The following is a 17020-nucleotide window of genomic DNA, read 5'->3' as shown; positions in this document are numbered from 1 at the left end:
GATGCCAAGTGGTCGTCAGACGGCGACGACCGTGACCCCCGCCTCCTCGAAGCGCCGCACCATGTCCTCGCTCACCGCGACGTCCGTGACCAGCGTGTCCACCGACTCGGCCGCGCAGATCCGGGCGAAGGCACGCTGCCCGAGCTTGCTGGAGTCGGCGGCGACGATGACGCGTTCGGCCCGCTCGCAGAGCAGGCGGTTGATCGCCGCCTCCGCCTCGTCGGTCGCCGCCGCGCCATGGACCACGTCGAGGGCGACCACGCCGAGAACGGCCACGTCCAGGGTGATCTGGCCGAGCACGCCGTCGGCGAGGGGGCCGACGAGTTCGTACGACTGGGGGCGGGCGACGCCGCCGGTCAGCACGATCTTGAACTGGGGCCGCACCGCCAGCTCGTTGGCGATGTTGAGGGCATTCGTGACGATCGTCAGGGCGGGCGAGCCGGACGCGAGATCACTGCGTACGGCCAGCGCGCGGGCCACCTCCGTGGTGGTCGTGCCACCGGTCAGGCCGACTGCCTCGCCGGGCACGACGAGGGCGGCCACCGCCTTCGCGATGCGCTGCTTCTCGGAGGCGTGGCGGGCCGTCTTGTAGCGCAGCGGCAGCTCGTACGAGACGCCGTGCACGACCGCACCGCCCCGGGTCCGTACGAGCATCTGCTGCTCGGCGAGCTGGTCGAAGTCGCGCCGGATCGTGGCCGCCGACACCGCCAGCTCGGCCGCCGCCTCCTCGACGTCCAGCCGGCCCCGCTCCACGAGCAGCTCCAGCAGCGCCTGCCAGCGGGCGTCGCGCGACATCCGCACCCTCCGTCCGTCGATCCGCGTAGTGATCCAAACGATCCGTGCGTCGCTCCGTGCAGCGGCCGTTCCCTGATCTCTCGGCGACCCTAACGCACACCGTTCACTCAGGGATGCTTGATTGTGCTCGAAAGCTGGCTATATCTTGCACGAACAATCATCATGGCAGGGAGGCCGCGGCGTGAGCCACGTGGAGAACGAGCTGAAGAGCCAGCCGGAGTGCTGGGTGCGGGCCGCGGGAGAAGCCGCGGTCCACGGGGACGTGCTACCCGCCACCGGGGAGCGGGTAGCCGTCGTCGGCTGCGGCACGTCGTGGTTCATGGCACAGGCCTTCGCGGTGCTGCGCGAGCAGGCGGGGCAGGGCGAGACGGACGCCTTCGCCGCCTCCGAGTTCCCGCACGGCCGCTCGTACGACCGGGTGATCGCCCTGACCCGCTCCGGCACCACCACCGAGGTGCTCGACCTGCTCGGCCGGCTGAAGGGCCGTACGCGCACGGTCGCGATCACCGCGGATCCGCGAACTCCCGTGATGGAGGCGGCGGACGACATCGTCGTGCTCGACTACGCCGATGAGAAGTCCGTGGTGCAGACGCGGTTCGCGACCACCGCGCTCACCCTGCTGCGGGCCCATCTCGGGCTGCACGGCGACGCCGTCGTCGCAGACGCCCGTACCGCACTGGCGGAGCCACTGCCCGAAGGGCTCGTCGACTGCACGCAGTTCACGTTTCTTGGGCGAGGCTGGAGCGTGGGGCTCGCGAACGAGGCCGGGCTCAAGATGCGTGAGGCCTCACTCGCGTGGACCGAGGCCTATCCGGCGATGGAGTACCGGCACGGGCCGATCAGCGTGACCACCTCGGGCACCGCGACCTGGATGCTCGGCGAGGCACCCGAGGGGCTGGCCCAACAGGTGCGTGACACAGGCGCGTTGTGGGTCGGGGGCGGGCTCGACCCGCTCGCCGAACTCGTCCGCGCACAGCGCCTCGCCGTGGCCGTCGCCGCGGCCCGGGGCCTCGATCCCGACCAGCCCCGCCACCTCACCCGCTCGGTCATCCTCACCACGCCCTGAAGGGAGAGCCCATGCCTCTCGCAGCAGCCGGAGAGCTGGTCGCCCGGGCGGCCGCGTCCCGCACCGCAGTCGCGGCGTTCAACGTCATCACGCTGGAACACGTCGAGGCCGTCGTCGCCGGCGCCGAGGTCGTGGACACGCCCGTCATCCTCCAAGTGAGCGAGAATGCGGTGAAGTTCCGCGGCGGACGGCTGCTCCCGCTGGCCCAGGCTGCGAGCGCCGCCGCCGAACACGCCGCCGTACCCGTCGCGTTGCACCTCGACCACGTCCAGAGCGACGAGCTGCTGCGTCAGGCGGCCGACGCCGGATTCAGCTCCGTCATGTACGACGCCGCCCGTCTCCCGTACGCCGAGAACCTCGCGGCCACCCGGGCCGCCGCCGACTGGGCCCATGCCCAAGGGCTGTGGATCGAGGCCGAGTTGGGCGAGGTCGGCGGCAAGACGGGGCAGCCGCCCCTGGACGCCCACGCGGCGGGCGCCCGTACCGATCCGGCCGAGGCGCGTGCCTTCGTCGCCGATTCCGGCGTGGACGCCCTGGCCGTGGCCGTCGGCAGTACACACGCCATGACCACCCGCACCGCCGCCCTCGACCACGACCTCCTCAAGCGTCTCGCCGCGGCCCTCGACGTGCCGCTCGTACTGCACGGCTCGTCCGGTGTGCCGGACGCCGAGCTGAGGGCGGCCGTCGCCGGCGGCATCACGAAGGTGAACGTCGGCACCGCACTCAACATCGCGATGACCGGCGCGATCAGGGACTACCTCACCGCCCATCCCGAGGCGGTCGACTCACGCAAGTACCTGACCGTGGGACGGGCGGCGATGGCGGAGACGGTGACCCGGATCATCCGAGTCCTCGGCGCCACCGGCTGACGGCTCAGCCCGCAGCCACGCCCTCCGAGCTCTCTGGTCCCGCCGATCCCTCCACGAGCTTCTCGAAGAAGAACTCGTGCTTGAGGAACGACACGTCGTACTCGCTACCCGGGTACGGCGGGATCAACTGGGCCGCCTGGAAGAGCCGCCAGCCGTCCCGCAGTGCGTCCACCCCTGACTTGTACGGGGGTTCGTCGCTGTCCCCGGTGGTGGGAGACGTACACCCCGTGCCGTCGTACACCGACCAGCCGACCACCGGCGAGTCCAGCGCCGACGTGCCCAGATAGAGCACCAGAACCTGCTGACGTATCGTCATGCGACCTCCTCCTGAGGGTGGTTGGAGACACGGGTCACCCAGTGCTCCAGGTCGAAGGACCCGTCGCCGGTCAGGGACCGCCACAGCAGCACACGGTTGTAGATCTCCAGCCGGCCGGTGGCGGGCTCGTACCAGGGGAAGGTCGTCAAGAGCTCCTCGGCCACCCGGGGATCCCCGAGGTCCGAGGTGTCCCACAGCCGTCGCTGCCGCACTGTCGGATTGAAGCGGATCTTGAACATGTACCGCACCGCGTCGCTGTCGTTGCGCCGCCCGCCGTGCCAGAGGCCGTGGTGCAGAAACACCACGGTGCCGGCCGGGCAAACAAGCCGGGACTGGCCGAGCAGGTTCTGGTAGCGGCCGGTGTCCGTTTCGTTCGTACGCCGCAGATGGCTGGCCGGCACACTGAGGGTGCCGCCCATGTCGAGGGTCACGTCCTGCGGGTAGTACATCAGCTGGACGTCGAAGGCATCGGTGCGCACGTCGATGATCGCGTCACCGTGCAGCGGCTGCGCCGACCCCTCGCGGGGTTCGCGCACGTGCACCGCGTGGTGGTCGACGCGCGGGTCCGGGCCGACGAGGCTGCGCAGGGCCCCGGCCACGGCCGGGATGTCGAGGAGCCGCCGGGCGAAGGAGCCCTCGGGGTACGCGTCCGCCACCGCGCTGCCGTAGGGCACACCCGGGACGCCCCGCCTCAGGAACCCGATCGCCTCGGCGTTCATCTCCGCCGGCACCACCGCGTCGAGGCGCAACGAACCGTGGGCCACGAAATGCGCCATCCGCACGGAGCTCAGCAGCGGAGCGACCTCCGTGCCCAGCAGCGGAGAGACGGGGGGACGGTCCGGACAGGGGAGAGGCGGCGGGGGATGCTCAGGATTCGTCATGGTCCGAACGTACGGAGCAGGGTCCGTCCGGCGCGTTGGCCCGTTTCACCACCACTGGTAGTTTTTCACCATGCGGGAGACGGAGATCCACCTCGGGGAGCCGCCCGTCGTCGCCAACGCGGGCGTCGGCGTGCACGGCGTCGCGAGCCGTACGGACGTCTTCCGGCTGCCGGAGCTGTGGCAGCTGCATCTGTACCAGTACGAGGCCGAGCTGACCGTTGACGGAACGGCACACGTCATCCGTCCCGGCCGAGTCAGCCTCGTACCGCCCGGCACGACGGTCCGCTACCGCTACCGGGGCCGCTCGGAACACCTGTACGCGCATCTGCGCATCGCACCCGCGGGACTGGCGCACACCGTGCCCGTGATGCAGGACGCCGGACCCGAACTCCCCATGCTGACCGGGCTGTTGCTCCAGGCGGTCGCCTCCGTACCGGGTGAGCCGGAGCGCACCCGGGCCGAGATCTGGACCGCCCTGTGGCGCATCGCCCATCTCGCTCCGGCGGGCGAGCGGCCAGGACCGCATCCCGCAGTCACGGCCGCGATCGCCTTTGTCGAGGCGAACCTCGCCGCCCCGCTCACCGTGCCCGCCGTGGCCCACGCCGCGGGCGTCTCGCACAACCACCTGACCCGGCTCTTCCGCGCCACCACGGGCGGCACCGTCGTCGCGTACATCCGGCGCCGCAGGCTCGACCGCGCCCACCACCTGTTGCGGGCCTCGACCCTGTCGATCCCGGCGGTCGCCGCGTCGGTAGGCATCCCCGACCTGCAGGCCTTCAACAAGGCGTGCCGACGCGAACTGGGAGCGTCCCCGCGAGCCCTGCGCGGCGAGACGAGCGCCGCCTGAGCGTGAGCGTCTTCGGGCGCCTGCGAAGAACGCCCCTCAGGACTCCGCGGACTCCTTGACGGCCTTCAGAACCACGAACTTCGCGTCGCTCGCGACCAGTTGGCTGTTGCCGAAGAGGCGGCGCAGCTTCACGTGGTAGCCGAGATGACGGTTGCCGACCACCCACAGCTCGCCGCCCGGCCGCAGCGCCCGACGTGCCCCGGTGAACATCCGCCAGGCGGTGGCGTCGGACGTCGCCTGGTGCGAGTGGAAGGGCGGATTGTTCAGCACGAGGTCGACGCTCGCGTCCGGAACGCCCTCCAGCCCGTCGCCGACGCGGAACTCCGCCTTGCCGTACTCCACCGTGTCGTCGGTGTTCGCCCAGTACGTGGCCTCCGCAGAGGTCACCGCCTGGTACGACTCGTCCAGGAACAGCGTCTCTGCCCGGGGGTGCGCCAGCGCCATCGCCGTACCGACGACTCCGTTGCCGCAGCCCAGGTCCACCACGCGCTCGGCCCCGCCCTCGTACGGCAGGTGCTGGAGGAAGAACCTGGTGCCGATGTCGAGGCGCTCGGCGCAGAAGACGCCCGCGTGGTTGACGACCGTACGGCCGGAGGCGGGACCGATTCCGTCGGGCAGCGTGTAGCTGTGGGGCCACGGGTTGGCCGGTCTGGTGATCCCCGGATTCGGCGTGCAGAAGATGAGCCGGGCCTTCTTCTCGGCCAGCGAGGTCCGCGTGGGGCCGAGGATCCGCTCGAACAGCTTCAGCGTGGAGGTGTGGATCTCCTTGACCATGCCGGTGCCGATGACGACCGTTCCCTCGTGCACGGCGGGCGCCAGGCGCAGCAGCTGATCCTCCAGGAGCGCGAGGCTCTTCGGTACCCGCACCAGCAGCACGTCGACGCGGTCGACCGGCGGGTCCTGGGTGGTGAGGAGACGTACGGAGTCCTGGTCCGCGCCGTTGCGCGCCAGGTTGGCGCGGGTCGCCTCACGGGTGAGGAACGAGTCGGTGATCTGCACCGGCCGGTGCGCCTGAAGGGCCGTGGTGAGGGCGCCCCACCGGTCGCCGACCACGACCACCGTGCCGTCGAGTGCCTGGTCGCCGTCCGCGAGATGCTTCAGCAGATACTCGTCGGAGGCGTCCCACGCACGGAGCTGGTCACGGGAGTCCTCGGGGAAGCGGGCCAGCGTCAGCTCGGCCGAGGGGGTCGTCATACGGTCGGTCATTGGGTCCAGGCTATCCGAGGCGCAGCTCAGGGGGTTTCCGGCGTCCATCAGGGGCCGTGCGCGAGGATGGGAGCCATGGACGCCGAGCTGTTTCCCCGCACCCGTACGGAGATCGCGCCGGGCGCCGCGCACCTGCCGGACTGGCTGACCGCCGAGCGCCAGAGCGAGCTCCTCGACGCCTGCCGCGCCTGGGCACGCCCGCCTGCGGGACTGCGCACGGTCCGCACACCGGGCGGCGGCACGATGACGTCCCGGCAGGTCTGCCTCGGCCGGCACTGGTACCCGTACGGGTACGCGCGCACGGTCGTCGACGGGGACGGGGCGCCGGTGAAGGAGTTCCCCGAGTGGCTGGGGGAGCTGGGCCGCCGCGCGGTCGTCGACGCGCTCGGCCCGGCGGCGGCCACGGCGGCGGCGTACGACATCGCCCTGATCAACTTCTACGACGCCGACGCCCGCATGGGCATGCACCGCGACAGCGACGAGAAGTCCGACGCTCCGGTGGTGTCGCTGAGCCTCGGCGACACCTGCGTCTTCCGCTTCGGCAACACCGAGTCGCGGACCCGCCCCTACACGGACGTGGAACTGCGCAGCGGCGACCTGTTCGTGTTCGGCGGGGACGCCCGGCTCGCGTACCACGGGGTGCCGCGCGTGCACGCGGGCACGGCGCCGCCCGAGTTGGGCCTGACCGGCCGCCTGAACGTCACGCTGCGGGTGAGCGGCCTCTAGACCGGTGGGTTCATCCGGCTCGTCCGGTTCGTTCGGTTCGTTGCCCTGGCCACGGGACGACCGGATCATGGGAGACTCGCCCTCATGAGCGGCAATGCGGCCCCCAGAGCGGCGGGAGAAGGAAGCACCAGGACACGCCTGGACCGGGGGCGGGGTGCGCTCGGGCCCGCCCTGGAGCTCGTGCACACCGGACGCGCGCCCACCAGGGCCGTACTCACCGCCGAGCTCGGCGTCACACGAGCGACGGCAGGCGCGGTCGCCGCGGAACTCGAAGCGCTCGGACTGATCCACGTCGACGCGCGCCCCGGCGCGGCCGCCGGCTCGCAGGGCCGCCCCTCGCACCGTCTCGAACTCGCCGAGGACGGCCCCGTGGCCCTCGCCGCCCAAGTGCACGCCGACGGCTTCCGCGCCGCCCTGGTCGGCCTCGGAGGCCGCCTCGTCGCGACCGCTCCCGGCTGCGAGACGGTCGACGCCGACCCGGCCAAGGTGCTCGGCTCCGTCGTCGAGGCGGGCGCCGAACTGCTCCGGGAGACGGGACGCCGCTGCGTGGGAGCGGGCCTCGCCGTACCGTCGGCCGTCGCCGAACCCGAGGGCACCGCCCTCAACCCCCTCCACCTGGCCTGGCCCGCGGGCGCACCCGTACGGGAGATCTTCGCGGAGCGCGTCCGTGCGGCCGGGATCACCGGACCGGCGTTCGCGGCAAACGACGTCAACCTCGCCGCACTCGCCGAGCACCGGCACGGCGCGGGCCGTGGCTCCCGCGACCTGCTGTGCGTGGCGACCGGACACCGGGGAGTCGGCGGCGCGCTCGTCCTCGACGGGCGTCTGCACATGGGCAGTTCGGGGCTGGCGCTGGAAGTCGGACACCTCACCGTCAATCCGGAGGGGCGTCCGTGCCACTGCGGCAGCCGCGGCTGCCTGGACGTCGAGGCGGACCCGCTGGCGTTCCTGACGGCGGCGGGCCGCGACCCCGGACCCGAGGTGTCGCTGCTCCAGCAGTCCAACGACCTGATCCGCAACCAGTACGCCGACCCGACCGTACGTACAGCGGTCGAGGCTCTGATCGACCGGCTCGGCCTGGGCCTCGCGGGCCTGGTCAACATCCTCAATCCGGACCGCATCATCCTCGGCGGACTGCACCGCACCCTCCTCGACGCCGATCCCGAGCGGCTGCGCGCCGTGGTGGCGGACCGGAGCCTGTGGGGCCAGAGCGGCGGCGTCCCGATCCTCGCCTGCACACTGGACCACAACAGCCTGGTGGGAGCGGCCGAGTTGGCGTGGCAGCCGGTCCTCGACGACCCGATCGCGGCGCTGGCCCAGGTCTGAGACCGCCCCCCTTGGGCGCGCGGGGAACTGCGATCAGCCACAATCGGTCCGCGGCCGAAGAGCGCCCTCGTAGCGGAACCGTCACCACTCGACAGCGAAGGCCCGCCCGGGGTTGACCGTCAGAACGCGCTCCACCAACGTCGCCCCCAGGGCGAGTTCGAGCCGAGGGCGTACCCGACGCAGCAGATACGGCATGCCGGGGCCGCCGTCGACCGAGCGGGCCCCGGCCGTCGTCGTGTCCGCGCCGAGCAGCAGCTGGTCTCCGAACCCGGCCTCGGCGAGGGCCCGTACGGCGTCCGGCATCCGCCAGTCCGTCGCGTGGTTCGCCCGTGACGGTCCGTCAAAGGCCAGATAGGCACCGGCCTCCGCGGCCTGCCGGTGCACCACCGGGTCGGGCGAACGATTGAGGTGCCCGAGGATCACCCGGTCCGGCGGCACCTCCAGCTCCCCGCACAACAGGTCGAGTACGTCGAGCGCGCCCGTACCGAGCTCCAGATGCACGGCGATGGGCGCCCCCGTCGCGTGATGCGCCTCGGCCGCCGCGGTCATCGTCCAACGGGTGTGAGCGTCGAGGGCATGGAAGCCGCCGGCGACCTTGATGAACCCCGCCCGGACTCCTGACGTGGCCAGGCCCTCCGTCAGCTCGGCGACGAAGAGGTCCGCGAGCCCGTGCCGCAGACGGTCGATCAACTCGGGGGCGTAGTGGGCGGCCTGGTGCAGTCCGGTGGCGGCCACGATGTGAACCCCGGTGGCGCGGGCGAGCAGTGGCAGATCGGCGGCCCGTCGCCCCAGCCCGTACGGTGTCCACTGCACGACACTCCCGCCGCCCGCCTCACGGAACGCCACCAGCTCGGCCGTCGCCGCGGACGCGTCACGCAACTCCTGACCGGGGAGTCGCGGACTGCTGAGGAAGAGATGGTCGTGGGCGTCGCACACCCCCAACTCCGTTGGGGAGAGGTCCCCGAGGACCGTCCGCACGGTACCGACGGCAGGGAGCGCAGGGACCGGACGCGCCCCAGGCGTCGTGTTCACCACTGCCGCCCCCGCCGGAGCCGGTCACGCTCCGGCGCCGAGAGATGCAGCACCCGGTACACCTCACCGGCCGCCTTGGGCGAGTCATGGGCCCAGAGCGAGAAGTGCACGACCTCCCAGTGGCGCGGGTCGACCGCGACAGCCGCACCCACGACCCCGTCCAGCGCGGCCAGCCGCCCGGTCACCCGCATCGCCTCCTCCGTCACCTCGGCGAGCGGCGCTCCTTCCGGAATGCTCACGCGCCGACGCACCGCGACCTCGGGTGTGGCACCGGCGGCGCCCCCGTCCTCGTACGCGAGACCCGTCCAGTGCTGCACCACAGGGCGCCCGAAGTCGTTCACGAGGCCCTGGAATCCTGGCCCCCAGAGGAAGGAGTTCATGCCTTCGGGCGTGTGCCACAGATAGAACGGCGCGTACTGGTTGACCAGTGAGCCGTCCACTCCGCGTTCGCGCAGCAGGTAGGCCTTGAGGCCGAGTCCGTCCCAGTCGTCGAGGAGGTGTCCGACGCGGGCCACCCGGCCGCGGATGATGTCCATGTCGTAGTCGGCGGGCAGGTTTATCTCGTACTGCATGGCGTGCATCGATGCCTCCAACGGCTCCAAAAGGGTCCAGCGGCTCCAACGGCTCCAACAGGTTCCGGCGGTCCCTAACCGTCCGTACGAGCAGGGGAGTTGAGGGTGAGCAGGGACAACAGTCCGCGAACTCCCGTGTCGAAGGCGGCGGTCGAGCCGGACGCGCGTGCCAGCACATAGCCGCCCTGGACCGTGGCAACGATCGTCGCGGCGATCTCCTCTCCGTCCAGCGAGGGGGCGAACTCGCCGCGCTCCTGGCCCTCCTCGACGAGCCCCGCCAGCCGCTCGCGCAGCCAGTCCAGCGTCTCGTCGACGGGCGCGCGCAGTTCGTCGTTCGCGATGACGTCCGGGTCCATGGTCAGCCGCCCGATCGGGCAGCCGCGCAGCACATCGCGCTCGCGACGCAGATACGCCTCGACACGCTCGTACGGAGAACCAGGGCCGCCGAGTACTCCCTCGGCGGTAGCGCGCATCTCGTCCGCCGTGCGCCGGATCGCGGCGAGCGCCAGATCGGGCTTGCCCGCGAAGTGGTGGTACATGCTGCCCTGGCCCGCTCCGGCCTGCTGCTGGATCGCCTTCGGGCTCGTGCCCACGTACCCCCGCTCCCACAACAGCTCGCGCGTGGCCTCGATCAACCGCTCCGGAGTGCTCATGAAATCACTGTACATACTAGTAGGTACAGAATCGAGGAGGCAGCCGAGGGAGCAGCGGAGCACCCCGTTCCTACTCCCGCGGAGGTACGCGTAGTGCCGCTGGCCGTACGACGACCCGGACCCCCTCCCGGCGCGAGTCTCGAAGCATCACCGGAACACCCACCGAGGAGATGACTTCAGATGCAGACCCTGGCGCACTGGGACGGCGGGCCCGGCCCGTGGATCCTTCTCTTCCCGCTGATCTGGGCGGCCGTCGTGATCGGCGTCGTGACCGTGCTCCGCCGTACCGTGTGGCGCGGCCGCCGCGGTCCGTGGCGCGGCATGGACCGCACCGCTACGGACGTCCGCCCGACGGGCGACTCGCCGATCGCGATGCTCGGCCGGCGCTTCGCCTCCGGCGAGATCGACGAGGACGAGTACTGGCGTCGGCTCTCCGTCCTGGACGAGCAGTTCGGACGCACCGACTTCGGACGCACCGACTTCGGACGCACCGACTTCGGACGGACCGACTTCGAGCGCACCGACTTCGGTCGTACGGGCAAGGGCGGTGCGGCATGAGCACCGCGACCGCCACGAAGGCCACGCGGACCGCGGCACGTGTCGCCGACGCCGTGAAGGTGTACGGCAGCGGCGACACCGCCGTCAGGGCCCTGGACGGGGTGAGCGTCACCTTTCGGGCCGGACGCTTCACCGCGATCATGGGGCCCTCGGGCTCCGGCAAGTCCACCCTGATGCACTGCGCGGCCGGTCTGGACACCCTCACCTCGGGCGCCGCGTTCATCGGCGACACCGAGCTGAGCAGCCTCGACGACCGCCGCCTCACCCTGCTGCGGCGCGACCGCATCGGCTTCGTCTTCCAGGCGTTCAACCTGGTGCCGACGCTGACCGTCGCGGAGAACATCACGCTGCCCATGGACCTCGCGGGCGGCCGGGGCGACACCTCGTCGCAGGAGTGGATCGACGCGCTCGTCGACGTCGTCGGCCTGCGCGACCGACTGCACCACCGGCCCTCCGAACTCTCCGGCGGCCAGCAGCAACGCGTCGCCGTGGCAAGGGCGTTCGCCGGACAGCCCGATGTCGTCTTCGCCGACGAGCCCACCGGCAACCTCGACTCGCGCTCCGGCGAGGAGGTCCTGAACCTCCTCGGCCGGGCCGTACGCCAGATGGACCGCACGGTCGTCATGGTCACCCACGACCCGGTCGCCGCCGCACACGCCGACGAGGTCGTCTTCCTCGCCGACGGCCGTCTCGTCGACCGGATGGAGGCCCCCACGGCCGACAAGGTCCTGGACCGCATGAAGGCTTTCGACAGCAAGGGAGCGCCGCCGGCATGAACGCCTTCGACATCAACGGGAAGGGAGCGCAGTCGTCGTGAACGCCTCCGTGCGCATCAGCGTCTCGTCCCTGCGTGCCCACAAGCGCCGCTTCGCCGGTACGTTCCTGGCGGTGCTCCTCGGCGTCGCCTTCCTGGCCGGCACGCTCGTCATGGGCGACACCCTGCGCGCCAGCTTCGACACGATGTTCGGTAACGCCACGAGCGGCACGGACGCCGTCGTCCGGAGTGCCGGCACCATCACCACGCCGGGCGAGAGCCAGGGCGTACGGCAGCCCGTCGACACCGACCTGGTGGCGGCCGTCGAGAAGGCACCCGGTGTCGCGGCCGCCGAGCCCGACATCCAGGGCGCAGGACAGCTCGTCGGCGCGAACGGCAAGCCCATCGGCGGTCAGGGCCCGCCCACCCTCGCGGGCAACTGGATCGACGACCCGAAGCTCAACTCGTACCAACTGGCCGAAGGCCGTGCGCCGTCGAAGTCCGGCGAGGTCGTCGTCAACCGGGGTGCCGCCGAGAAGGGCGACCTGAAGATCGGCGACACGACGACCCTGCGGACGCCCGACCCGGTCGAGGTGACCGTCGTCGGCCTGGCGACCTTCGGTGGCGAGGACGGCATGGCCCAGGTGACCTACACGGGCATGACGCGGTCCGACGCCGAGAGGTACCTGACCGCGAAGCCCGGCGAGGCCGCGAGCATCCTGGTGCGTGCCGGGCCCGGCACGAGTCAGCAGGAACTCGTCGACGCTCTGACTCCCGTACTACCCAAGGGAGTTGAGGCGATCACCGGCCAGGAGCTGGCCGCGGAGAACACCGACATGATCTCCGGGCAGTTCCTGTCGCTCTTCACCACCTTCCTCCTGGTGTTCTCCGGAGTGGCGCTGCTGGTCGCGACCTTCTCCATCCACAACACCTTCGCGATCGTCGTCGCCCAACGCACCCGCGAGAACGCCCTGTTGCGCGCCCTCGGTGCCTCACGCCGGCAGGTCACCGCGTCGACCCTGGTCGAGGCGAGCGTCGTGGCCGTGGTCGCGTCCGCCGCCGGACTCACGGGCGGCATCGGAATCGCGGCCGGACTCCAGGCACTGTTCCCGGCCATCGGATTCCCGTTCCCCGAGGGCGACTTGGTCATCAGCGGGCTGTCCATGACCCTGCCGCTCGCGGTCGGCATCGTGGTCTGCCTCGGCTCCGCGCTGCTGCCCGCCGCACGCGCCGGGCGCACCGCACCACTGGCAGCCCTGCGGGAGACGGCCGTCGACCAGTCCGGCGCGTCCCGCACCCGTGCCGTCGTGGGCACCGGTCTCGCCGCGCTGTCGATCGCCGTCACGCTGACCGGCGTCATCGTCAGCCCGTCCCTCTGGCTCGCCGGAAGCGGCGCGATCCTGGCGCTCGCAGCCTTCGTGGTCCTCGGCCCGGTCGCCTCGACCACCGCCGTACGCGTCCTCGGCAGCCCGCTCGACAAGCTGCGCGGCGTCACCGGCGGCCTGGCCAGGCGCAACGCCCTGCGCAGCCCCAAGCGGACCGCCGCCACCGCCAGCGCGCTGATGATCGGCGTCGCCGTCGTCTCGCTGTTCACCGTCTTCGGCGCCTCACTGAAGGCGACCATGGACCAGACAGTGTCCCGGTCCTTCGCGGGCGACGTCGCGGTGAGCACCCCGTCGTTCGGCGCGGGCGGCAGCGGACTGAGCCCGCGGCTCGCCCCCGCGATCGCCGAGCGGCCCGAGGTCGACACGGCGGTCGGACTCGGCCGCGGTGTCGCCGAAGTCGACGGCAAGGGAAGGGCGTTGACCGTCACCGACCCGGTCGCGCTGGAGCGCACCTTCGACCTCGGCGACGTACGGGGCTCGATGCGCGACCTCGGCGACGACGGCATCGCCATCACCGGGAACGAGGCCGACAAGCTGGGCCTCAAGACCGGTGACACCGCCCAACTGGCCTTCACCGACGGCAAGAAGCAGACCTTCACGGTCCGCGCGGTCTACGGCCGGTCCGAGCTCGCGGGCGACTACGTCATCACCCGTGACGCCTGGGCCCCGCACCGCACCCAGGACTCCGACACGCTCGTGGCCGTCAGCTTCGAGGACGGCGTGAGCGCGGCCGACGGCAAGGCGGCGGTCGAGAAGGTCGCGACGGCGTACGGCAATCCGGAGGTGCAGACCCGCGACGAGTACGCGCAGTCCTCGGCCGGCGGCATCGACATGATGCTCACCCTGGTCTACGCGCTCCTCGCGCTCGCGGTGCTCATCGCACTGCTCGGCATCGCCAACACGCTGACCCTCGCGGTCCACGAACGCACCCGCGAACTCGGCCTGTTGAGGGCCGTCGGGCAGACCAGGGCGCAGCTGCGCGCCATGGTCCGCTGGGAATCGGTGCTGGTCGCCGCGTTCGGCACGGTGGGCGGACTCGCACTCGGCGGGTTCCTCGGCTGGGTGCTCGTCAAGGCATCCGACGGAGCGTCCGACAGCGCCTTCGCCTTCGCGATGCCGCCGTTCCAGCTCACCGTGGTGGCCCTCGTGGGGGTCGCGGCCGGAGCCCTCGCGGGCCTGCGCCCGGCCCGGCGGGCGGCACGCCTCGACGTACTGCGCGCCATCGCCACCGAGTAGTGGAGTGGGCGCGTCATCGCCACCGAGTAGACGGGCGGGCGTGCCACCTCCGCCGAGTGGACGGACGGGTACGAACCCGCCACCGAGCGGACCGAACAGTGGGCCTTCGCCACCGAGCGGCGGACTTTCGCCACCAATCGGCGCAGGAGGCCCCGGTCACCGCCCGGTCAGCCGGCAACGGCCGACCGGGCGGGAGCGTGTCCGGTCCTCAGCGTGCCGGCGGCGTGCTCCACCTCCGCGAAACTGCGCGCGGGCGACTCGGCGGCCGCGCCGTACGGCGGGCAGGCGGGCAGACCCGCCGTGGCGGAGGCGGCCGGAAGGGTGAACCACACGACCTTCCCCGACTCGCCGTCCGGCCGCACACCCCAGCTCTCGCTGAACGCGGCGACCATCGCGAGACCACGTCCGCAGGTCGCGGAGGAGTCGGCCTCCCGCACCTCGGGAAGGCGCGGGTCGTTGTCGTGCACCGAGACGGTGAGGCGGTCGAGCAGCAGCTCGATCTCGACGGTGCACAGCTTGTCGGGTACGGCGTGCCGGTGGACGTTGGTCAACAGCTCTGTCACACCGAGCGCGGCCCGGTCTATCAAGGGATCCAGATGCCAGTAGCGCAATTGCGCAGATACGATTCTGCGGACCTGGCCGATCCGCGACGGCAGGGCTTGGAGCTCCACCGTGCAATGCCTGCTTGGCTGGCTGATCACGGCTGCGACTCCCCGAATTGAGGTCCGGAAGAAGACGGAGTACGGATCCAGCGGGCGGCCTGCGCGCAAACGACCGCCTGCGGTTGGTGCCCGGCGGGCTGGTTCGCAGCGTTATCGCCGGTAAACCCAGAGTGACGTGAGAACAGCGTGACGCAGGAGGTGCGGTCTCGCAACTCGTTGTGTCCGTGGCGATGCCCCCGGCAACCGGACCGGCAACGTGAGGGCTCTCAGTGCCCGCGCCCCGCCGCCCTGCGCACGGCCTCGATGAACCGGCTGGCGGCCGGTGGGCCCGGTTCCCCAGGAGCCGGATCGTGGTCCCCCAGTGTCAGCAGATAGCGCGTGCCGTTGACGTCCGCCAAAGCCCGGTCGTCATGGGCGAACCAGGGCTTCGACGCCCGGACCGCCTGCACCGGCGCGCTGTCGATCTCGCTGCCGTAGCTGGTCAGCAACTCCAGCCTGCCGTCGCTGATCCGGACCTGTCCGGCCCGGGTGAGCGAACGCAGCCTCTTTCCGATCCGCACGCCCGTGGCCGTGAACTCCGGCTCCGCCATGTGCCCCGCCCCCTTGTGCGCTTCGGCCCGTGTGCTTCGGTCCTGCCAGGCCTGCTTCGGTCCGGCCACGCCGCGACCCGGGTGGATTCCGCTCCAGTGTGCGTCCCCGCCCGGACCGGCGTCCCATGCGGTGCAGTCTGCCCGCCTTCGGTGTCGAGCACCAGTGCGCATGACGACGTCACGGGTGCTCTCCGGCGCACTCGCGCGAATGCGCCCCCCACCGCCCGAAGCTGGCTGCGCCAGGGGTTCCTTTGAGGTGCTCAAAGGTGTGTTTATGCAGGTGAGAAGCGTGCGGAAGGTGCATATGATCGAGGTGTCCGACCGCGTGAACCGGCGTCGGCACAACCTAAGGAGCCCCGCCGTGACCACCCCACAGCAGGCCCGCACCCATGAGCCGATGGCCACACTCGATGTCGATCACAGCGACGCGGAGTACCGGCACTGGCTCAAAGAAGCCGTACGGAAGGTGCAGGCCGACGCGAACAGATCGGCAGACACCCACCTCCTGCGCTTCCCGCTGCCCGAGGGATGGGGCATCGACCTCTACCTCAAGGACGAGTCCACCCACCCCACCGGCAGCCTCAAGCACCGCCTGGCTCGCTCGCTGTTCCTGTACGGCCTGTGCAACGGCTGGATCCGCCGCGACCGCCCCGTCATCGAGGCGTCCAGCGGCTCCACCGCCGTCTCCGAGGCGTACTTCGCGAAGCTGATCGGGGTGCCCTTCATCGCCGTCATGCCCCGCACGACCAGCCCCGAGAAATGCCGCCTGATCGAATTCCACGGCGGACAGTGCCACTTCGTGGACGACCCGCGGACGATGTACGCGGAGTCGGCGGCCCTCGCGGCCGAGACCGGCGGACACTACATGGACCAGTTCACCTACGCGGAGCGGGCCACCGACTGGCGCGGCAACAACAACATCGCCGAATCGATCTACCGCCAGCTGGAGTTGGAGCGCTACCCCGAGCCGGCCTGGATCGTCGCCACGGCCGGCACGGGCGGTACGTCGGCGACCATCGCCCGGTACGTGCACTACATGCAGCACAACACCCGTATCTGTGTGGCCGATCCGGAGAACTCCTGTTTCTTCGAGGGCTGGACCACGGGCGACGCGGACGTCACCACCGACTGCGGCTCGCGCATCGAGGGCATCGGCCGCCCTCGTATGGAACCGAGCTTCGTGCCGGGGGCCATCGACCGGATGATGAAGGTGCCGGACGCGGCGAGCGTGGCCGCCGTGCGGGCACTGGAAGCGGCCATCGGGCGCAAGGCGGGCGGCTCGACCGGTACGGGGTTGTGGAGTTCGCTGAAGATCGTGGCGGAGATGGTGGCCGCGGGGCGGACGGGGAGTGTGGTGACGCTGTTGTGCGATCCCGGTGACCGCTATCTGGACAAGTACTACTCGGACGAGTGGGTGGCCGGTCAGGGACTGGACATCGAGCCGTACGCAGCGGCGATCGAGTCGCTGTTGGCGACGGGGGTCTGGCCGGACTGAGCGGCGCGTGGGCAGGTGTGGTGTTCCGTCTGCGGGCGGTGGGGGCTGGTC

General features: G+C 71.2%; 17 protein-coding genes and 1 pseudogene. 9 read left to right on the top strand and 9 right to left on the bottom strand.

Features of this window, described 5'->3' with window-relative positions:
* Window positions 1–15: 15 nt before the first annotated feature.
* Window positions 16–795 (bottom strand): DeoR/GlpR family DNA-binding transcription regulator, encoded by a 780-nt coding sequence (locus tag ACZ5VQ_RS26605; RefSeq protein WP_469107066.1) that lies wholly within the window; start codon window positions 793–795, stop codon window positions 16–18.
* 181 nt (window positions 796–976) lie between these two features.
* Between ACZ5VQ_RS26605 and ACZ5VQ_RS26600 the strand changes: the two genes are divergently transcribed.
* Together ACZ5VQ_RS26600 and ACZ5VQ_RS26595 are read left to right on the top strand one after the other, a co-directional pair.
* A complete protein-coding gene (locus ACZ5VQ_RS26600; protein ID WP_469107065.1) occupies window positions 977–1861 on the top strand; it encodes an SIS domain-containing protein in 885 nt (294 codons plus the stop codon).
* 11 nt (window positions 1862–1872) lie between these two features.
* The gene (locus tag ACZ5VQ_RS26595; RefSeq protein ID WP_469107064.1) at window positions 1873–2730 is read left to right on the top strand and encodes a class II fructose-bisphosphate aldolase; all 858 of its coding nucleotides are present in this window, start codon (window positions 1873–1875) and stop codon (window positions 2728–2730) included.
* A gap of 4 nt (window positions 2731–2734) precedes the next feature.
* Here ACZ5VQ_RS26595 and ACZ5VQ_RS26590 read toward each other — a convergent pair whose 3' ends face one another.
* Both ACZ5VQ_RS26590 and ACZ5VQ_RS26585 read right to left on the bottom strand, forming a co-directional pair.
* Complete coding sequence (locus ACZ5VQ_RS26590; protein WP_469107063.1) at window positions 2735–3046, bottom strand: hypothetical protein; 312 nt, start codon at window positions 3044–3046, stop codon at window positions 2735–2737.
* Window positions 3043–3822 (bottom strand): phytanoyl-CoA dioxygenase family protein, encoded by a 780-nt coding sequence (locus tag ACZ5VQ_RS26585; RefSeq protein ID WP_469107253.1) that lies wholly within the window; start codon window positions 3820–3822, stop codon window positions 3043–3045. Before ACZ5VQ_RS26585 ends, ACZ5VQ_RS26590 begins: the two co-directional genes overlap by 4 nt.
* Window positions 3823–3997: 175 nt before the next feature.
* On the opposite strand from ACZ5VQ_RS26585, the gene ACZ5VQ_RS26580 reads away from it, so the two are divergent.
* A complete protein-coding gene (locus ACZ5VQ_RS26580) occupies window positions 3998–4774 on the top strand; it encodes an AraC family transcriptional regulator (RefSeq protein ID WP_469107062.1) in 777 nt (258 codons plus the stop codon).
* 36 nt (window positions 4775–4810) lie between these two features.
* Here the strand turns inward: ACZ5VQ_RS26580 and ACZ5VQ_RS26575 are convergent, their stop codons facing one another.
* On the bottom strand, window positions 4811–5980 hold the full coding sequence (locus ACZ5VQ_RS26575) for a methyltransferase (RefSeq protein WP_469107061.1): 1170 nt from the start codon (window positions 5978–5980) through the stop codon (window positions 4811–4813).
* A 75-nt stretch (window positions 5981–6055) separates the two neighbouring features.
* Between ACZ5VQ_RS26575 and ACZ5VQ_RS26570 the strand changes: the two genes are divergently transcribed.
* A complete protein-coding gene (locus ACZ5VQ_RS26570; RefSeq protein WP_469107060.1) occupies window positions 6056–6706 on the top strand; it encodes an alpha-ketoglutarate-dependent dioxygenase AlkB family protein in 651 nt (216 codons plus the stop codon).
* Between the two features lie 84 nt (window positions 6707–6790).
* A complete protein-coding gene (locus ACZ5VQ_RS26565) occupies window positions 6791–8032 on the top strand; it encodes an ROK family protein (protein ID WP_307528437.1) in 1242 nt (413 codons plus the stop codon).
* Window positions 8033–8113: 81 nt separating this feature from the next.
* On the opposite strand, the gene ACZ5VQ_RS26560 is transcribed toward ACZ5VQ_RS26565, so the two are convergent.
* The 3 genes from ACZ5VQ_RS26560 to ACZ5VQ_RS26550 all read right to left on the bottom strand — a co-directional run bounded on the left by ACZ5VQ_RS26560 (window position 8114) and on the right by ACZ5VQ_RS26550 (window position 10289).
* Entirely contained in the window at window positions 8114–9010 is an 897-nt protein-coding gene (locus tag ACZ5VQ_RS26560; protein ID WP_469107059.1) for a phosphotriesterase family protein, read from the bottom strand.
* Window positions 9011–9060: 50 nt separating this feature from the next.
* Window positions 9061–9645: a DUF4865 family protein gene (locus ACZ5VQ_RS26555; RefSeq protein ID WP_469107058.1), complete on the bottom strand. Its 585-nt coding sequence runs from the start codon at window positions 9643–9645 to the stop codon at window positions 9061–9063.
* Between the two features lie 65 nt (window positions 9646–9710).
* Window positions 9711–10289: a TetR/AcrR family transcriptional regulator gene (locus ACZ5VQ_RS26550; RefSeq protein WP_469107057.1), complete on the bottom strand. Its 579-nt coding sequence runs from the start codon at window positions 10287–10289 to the stop codon at window positions 9711–9713.
* 180 nt (window positions 10290–10469) lie between these two features.
* Here ACZ5VQ_RS26550 and ACZ5VQ_RS26545 point away from each other — a divergent pair.
* The 3 genes and pseudogenes from ACZ5VQ_RS26545 to ACZ5VQ_RS26535 form a co-directional block, all read left to right on the top strand.
* Window positions 10470–10760, top strand: a pseudogene (locus tag ACZ5VQ_RS26545) (SHOCT domain-containing protein); the annotation flags it as partial.
* An 83-nt stretch (window positions 10761–10843) separates the two neighbouring features.
* Window positions 10844–11623 (top strand): ABC transporter ATP-binding protein, encoded by a 780-nt coding sequence (locus ACZ5VQ_RS26540; RefSeq protein ID WP_469107056.1) that lies wholly within the window; start codon window positions 10844–10846, stop codon window positions 11621–11623.
* A 37-nt stretch (window positions 11624–11660) separates the two neighbouring features.
* A complete protein-coding gene (locus ACZ5VQ_RS26535) occupies window positions 11661–14222 on the top strand; it encodes an ABC transporter permease (RefSeq protein WP_469107055.1) in 2562 nt (853 codons plus the stop codon).
* A 167-nt stretch (window positions 14223–14389) separates the two neighbouring features.
* Here the strand turns inward: ACZ5VQ_RS26535 and ACZ5VQ_RS26530 are convergent, their stop codons facing one another.
* On the bottom strand, window positions 14390–14923 hold the full coding sequence (locus ACZ5VQ_RS26530; protein ID WP_269651284.1) for an ATP-binding protein: 534 nt from the start codon (window positions 14921–14923) through the stop codon (window positions 14390–14392).
* A 227-nt stretch (window positions 14924–15150) separates the two neighbouring features.
* Window positions 15151–15474 carry a hypothetical protein gene (locus tag ACZ5VQ_RS26525; RefSeq protein ID WP_362068839.1) on the bottom strand — a complete coding sequence of 108 codons (324 nt, stop codon included), beginning with the start codon at window positions 15472–15474 and terminating at the stop codon, window positions 15151–15153.
* Window positions 15475–15871: 397 nt separating this feature from the next.
* Here ACZ5VQ_RS26525 and cds1 point away from each other — a divergent pair, with 397 nt between their 5' ends.
* On the top strand, window positions 15872–16969 hold the full coding sequence (gene cds1, locus ACZ5VQ_RS26520; protein WP_469107252.1) for an L-cysteine desulfhydrase Cds1: 1098 nt from the start codon (window positions 15872–15874) through the stop codon (window positions 16967–16969).
* Window positions 16970–17020: the final 51 nt, after the last annotated feature.

Source organism: Streptomyces sp. NPDC033178, assembly GCF_055577685.1.
This window is presented reverse-complemented; position numbering and strand designations above follow the sequence as displayed.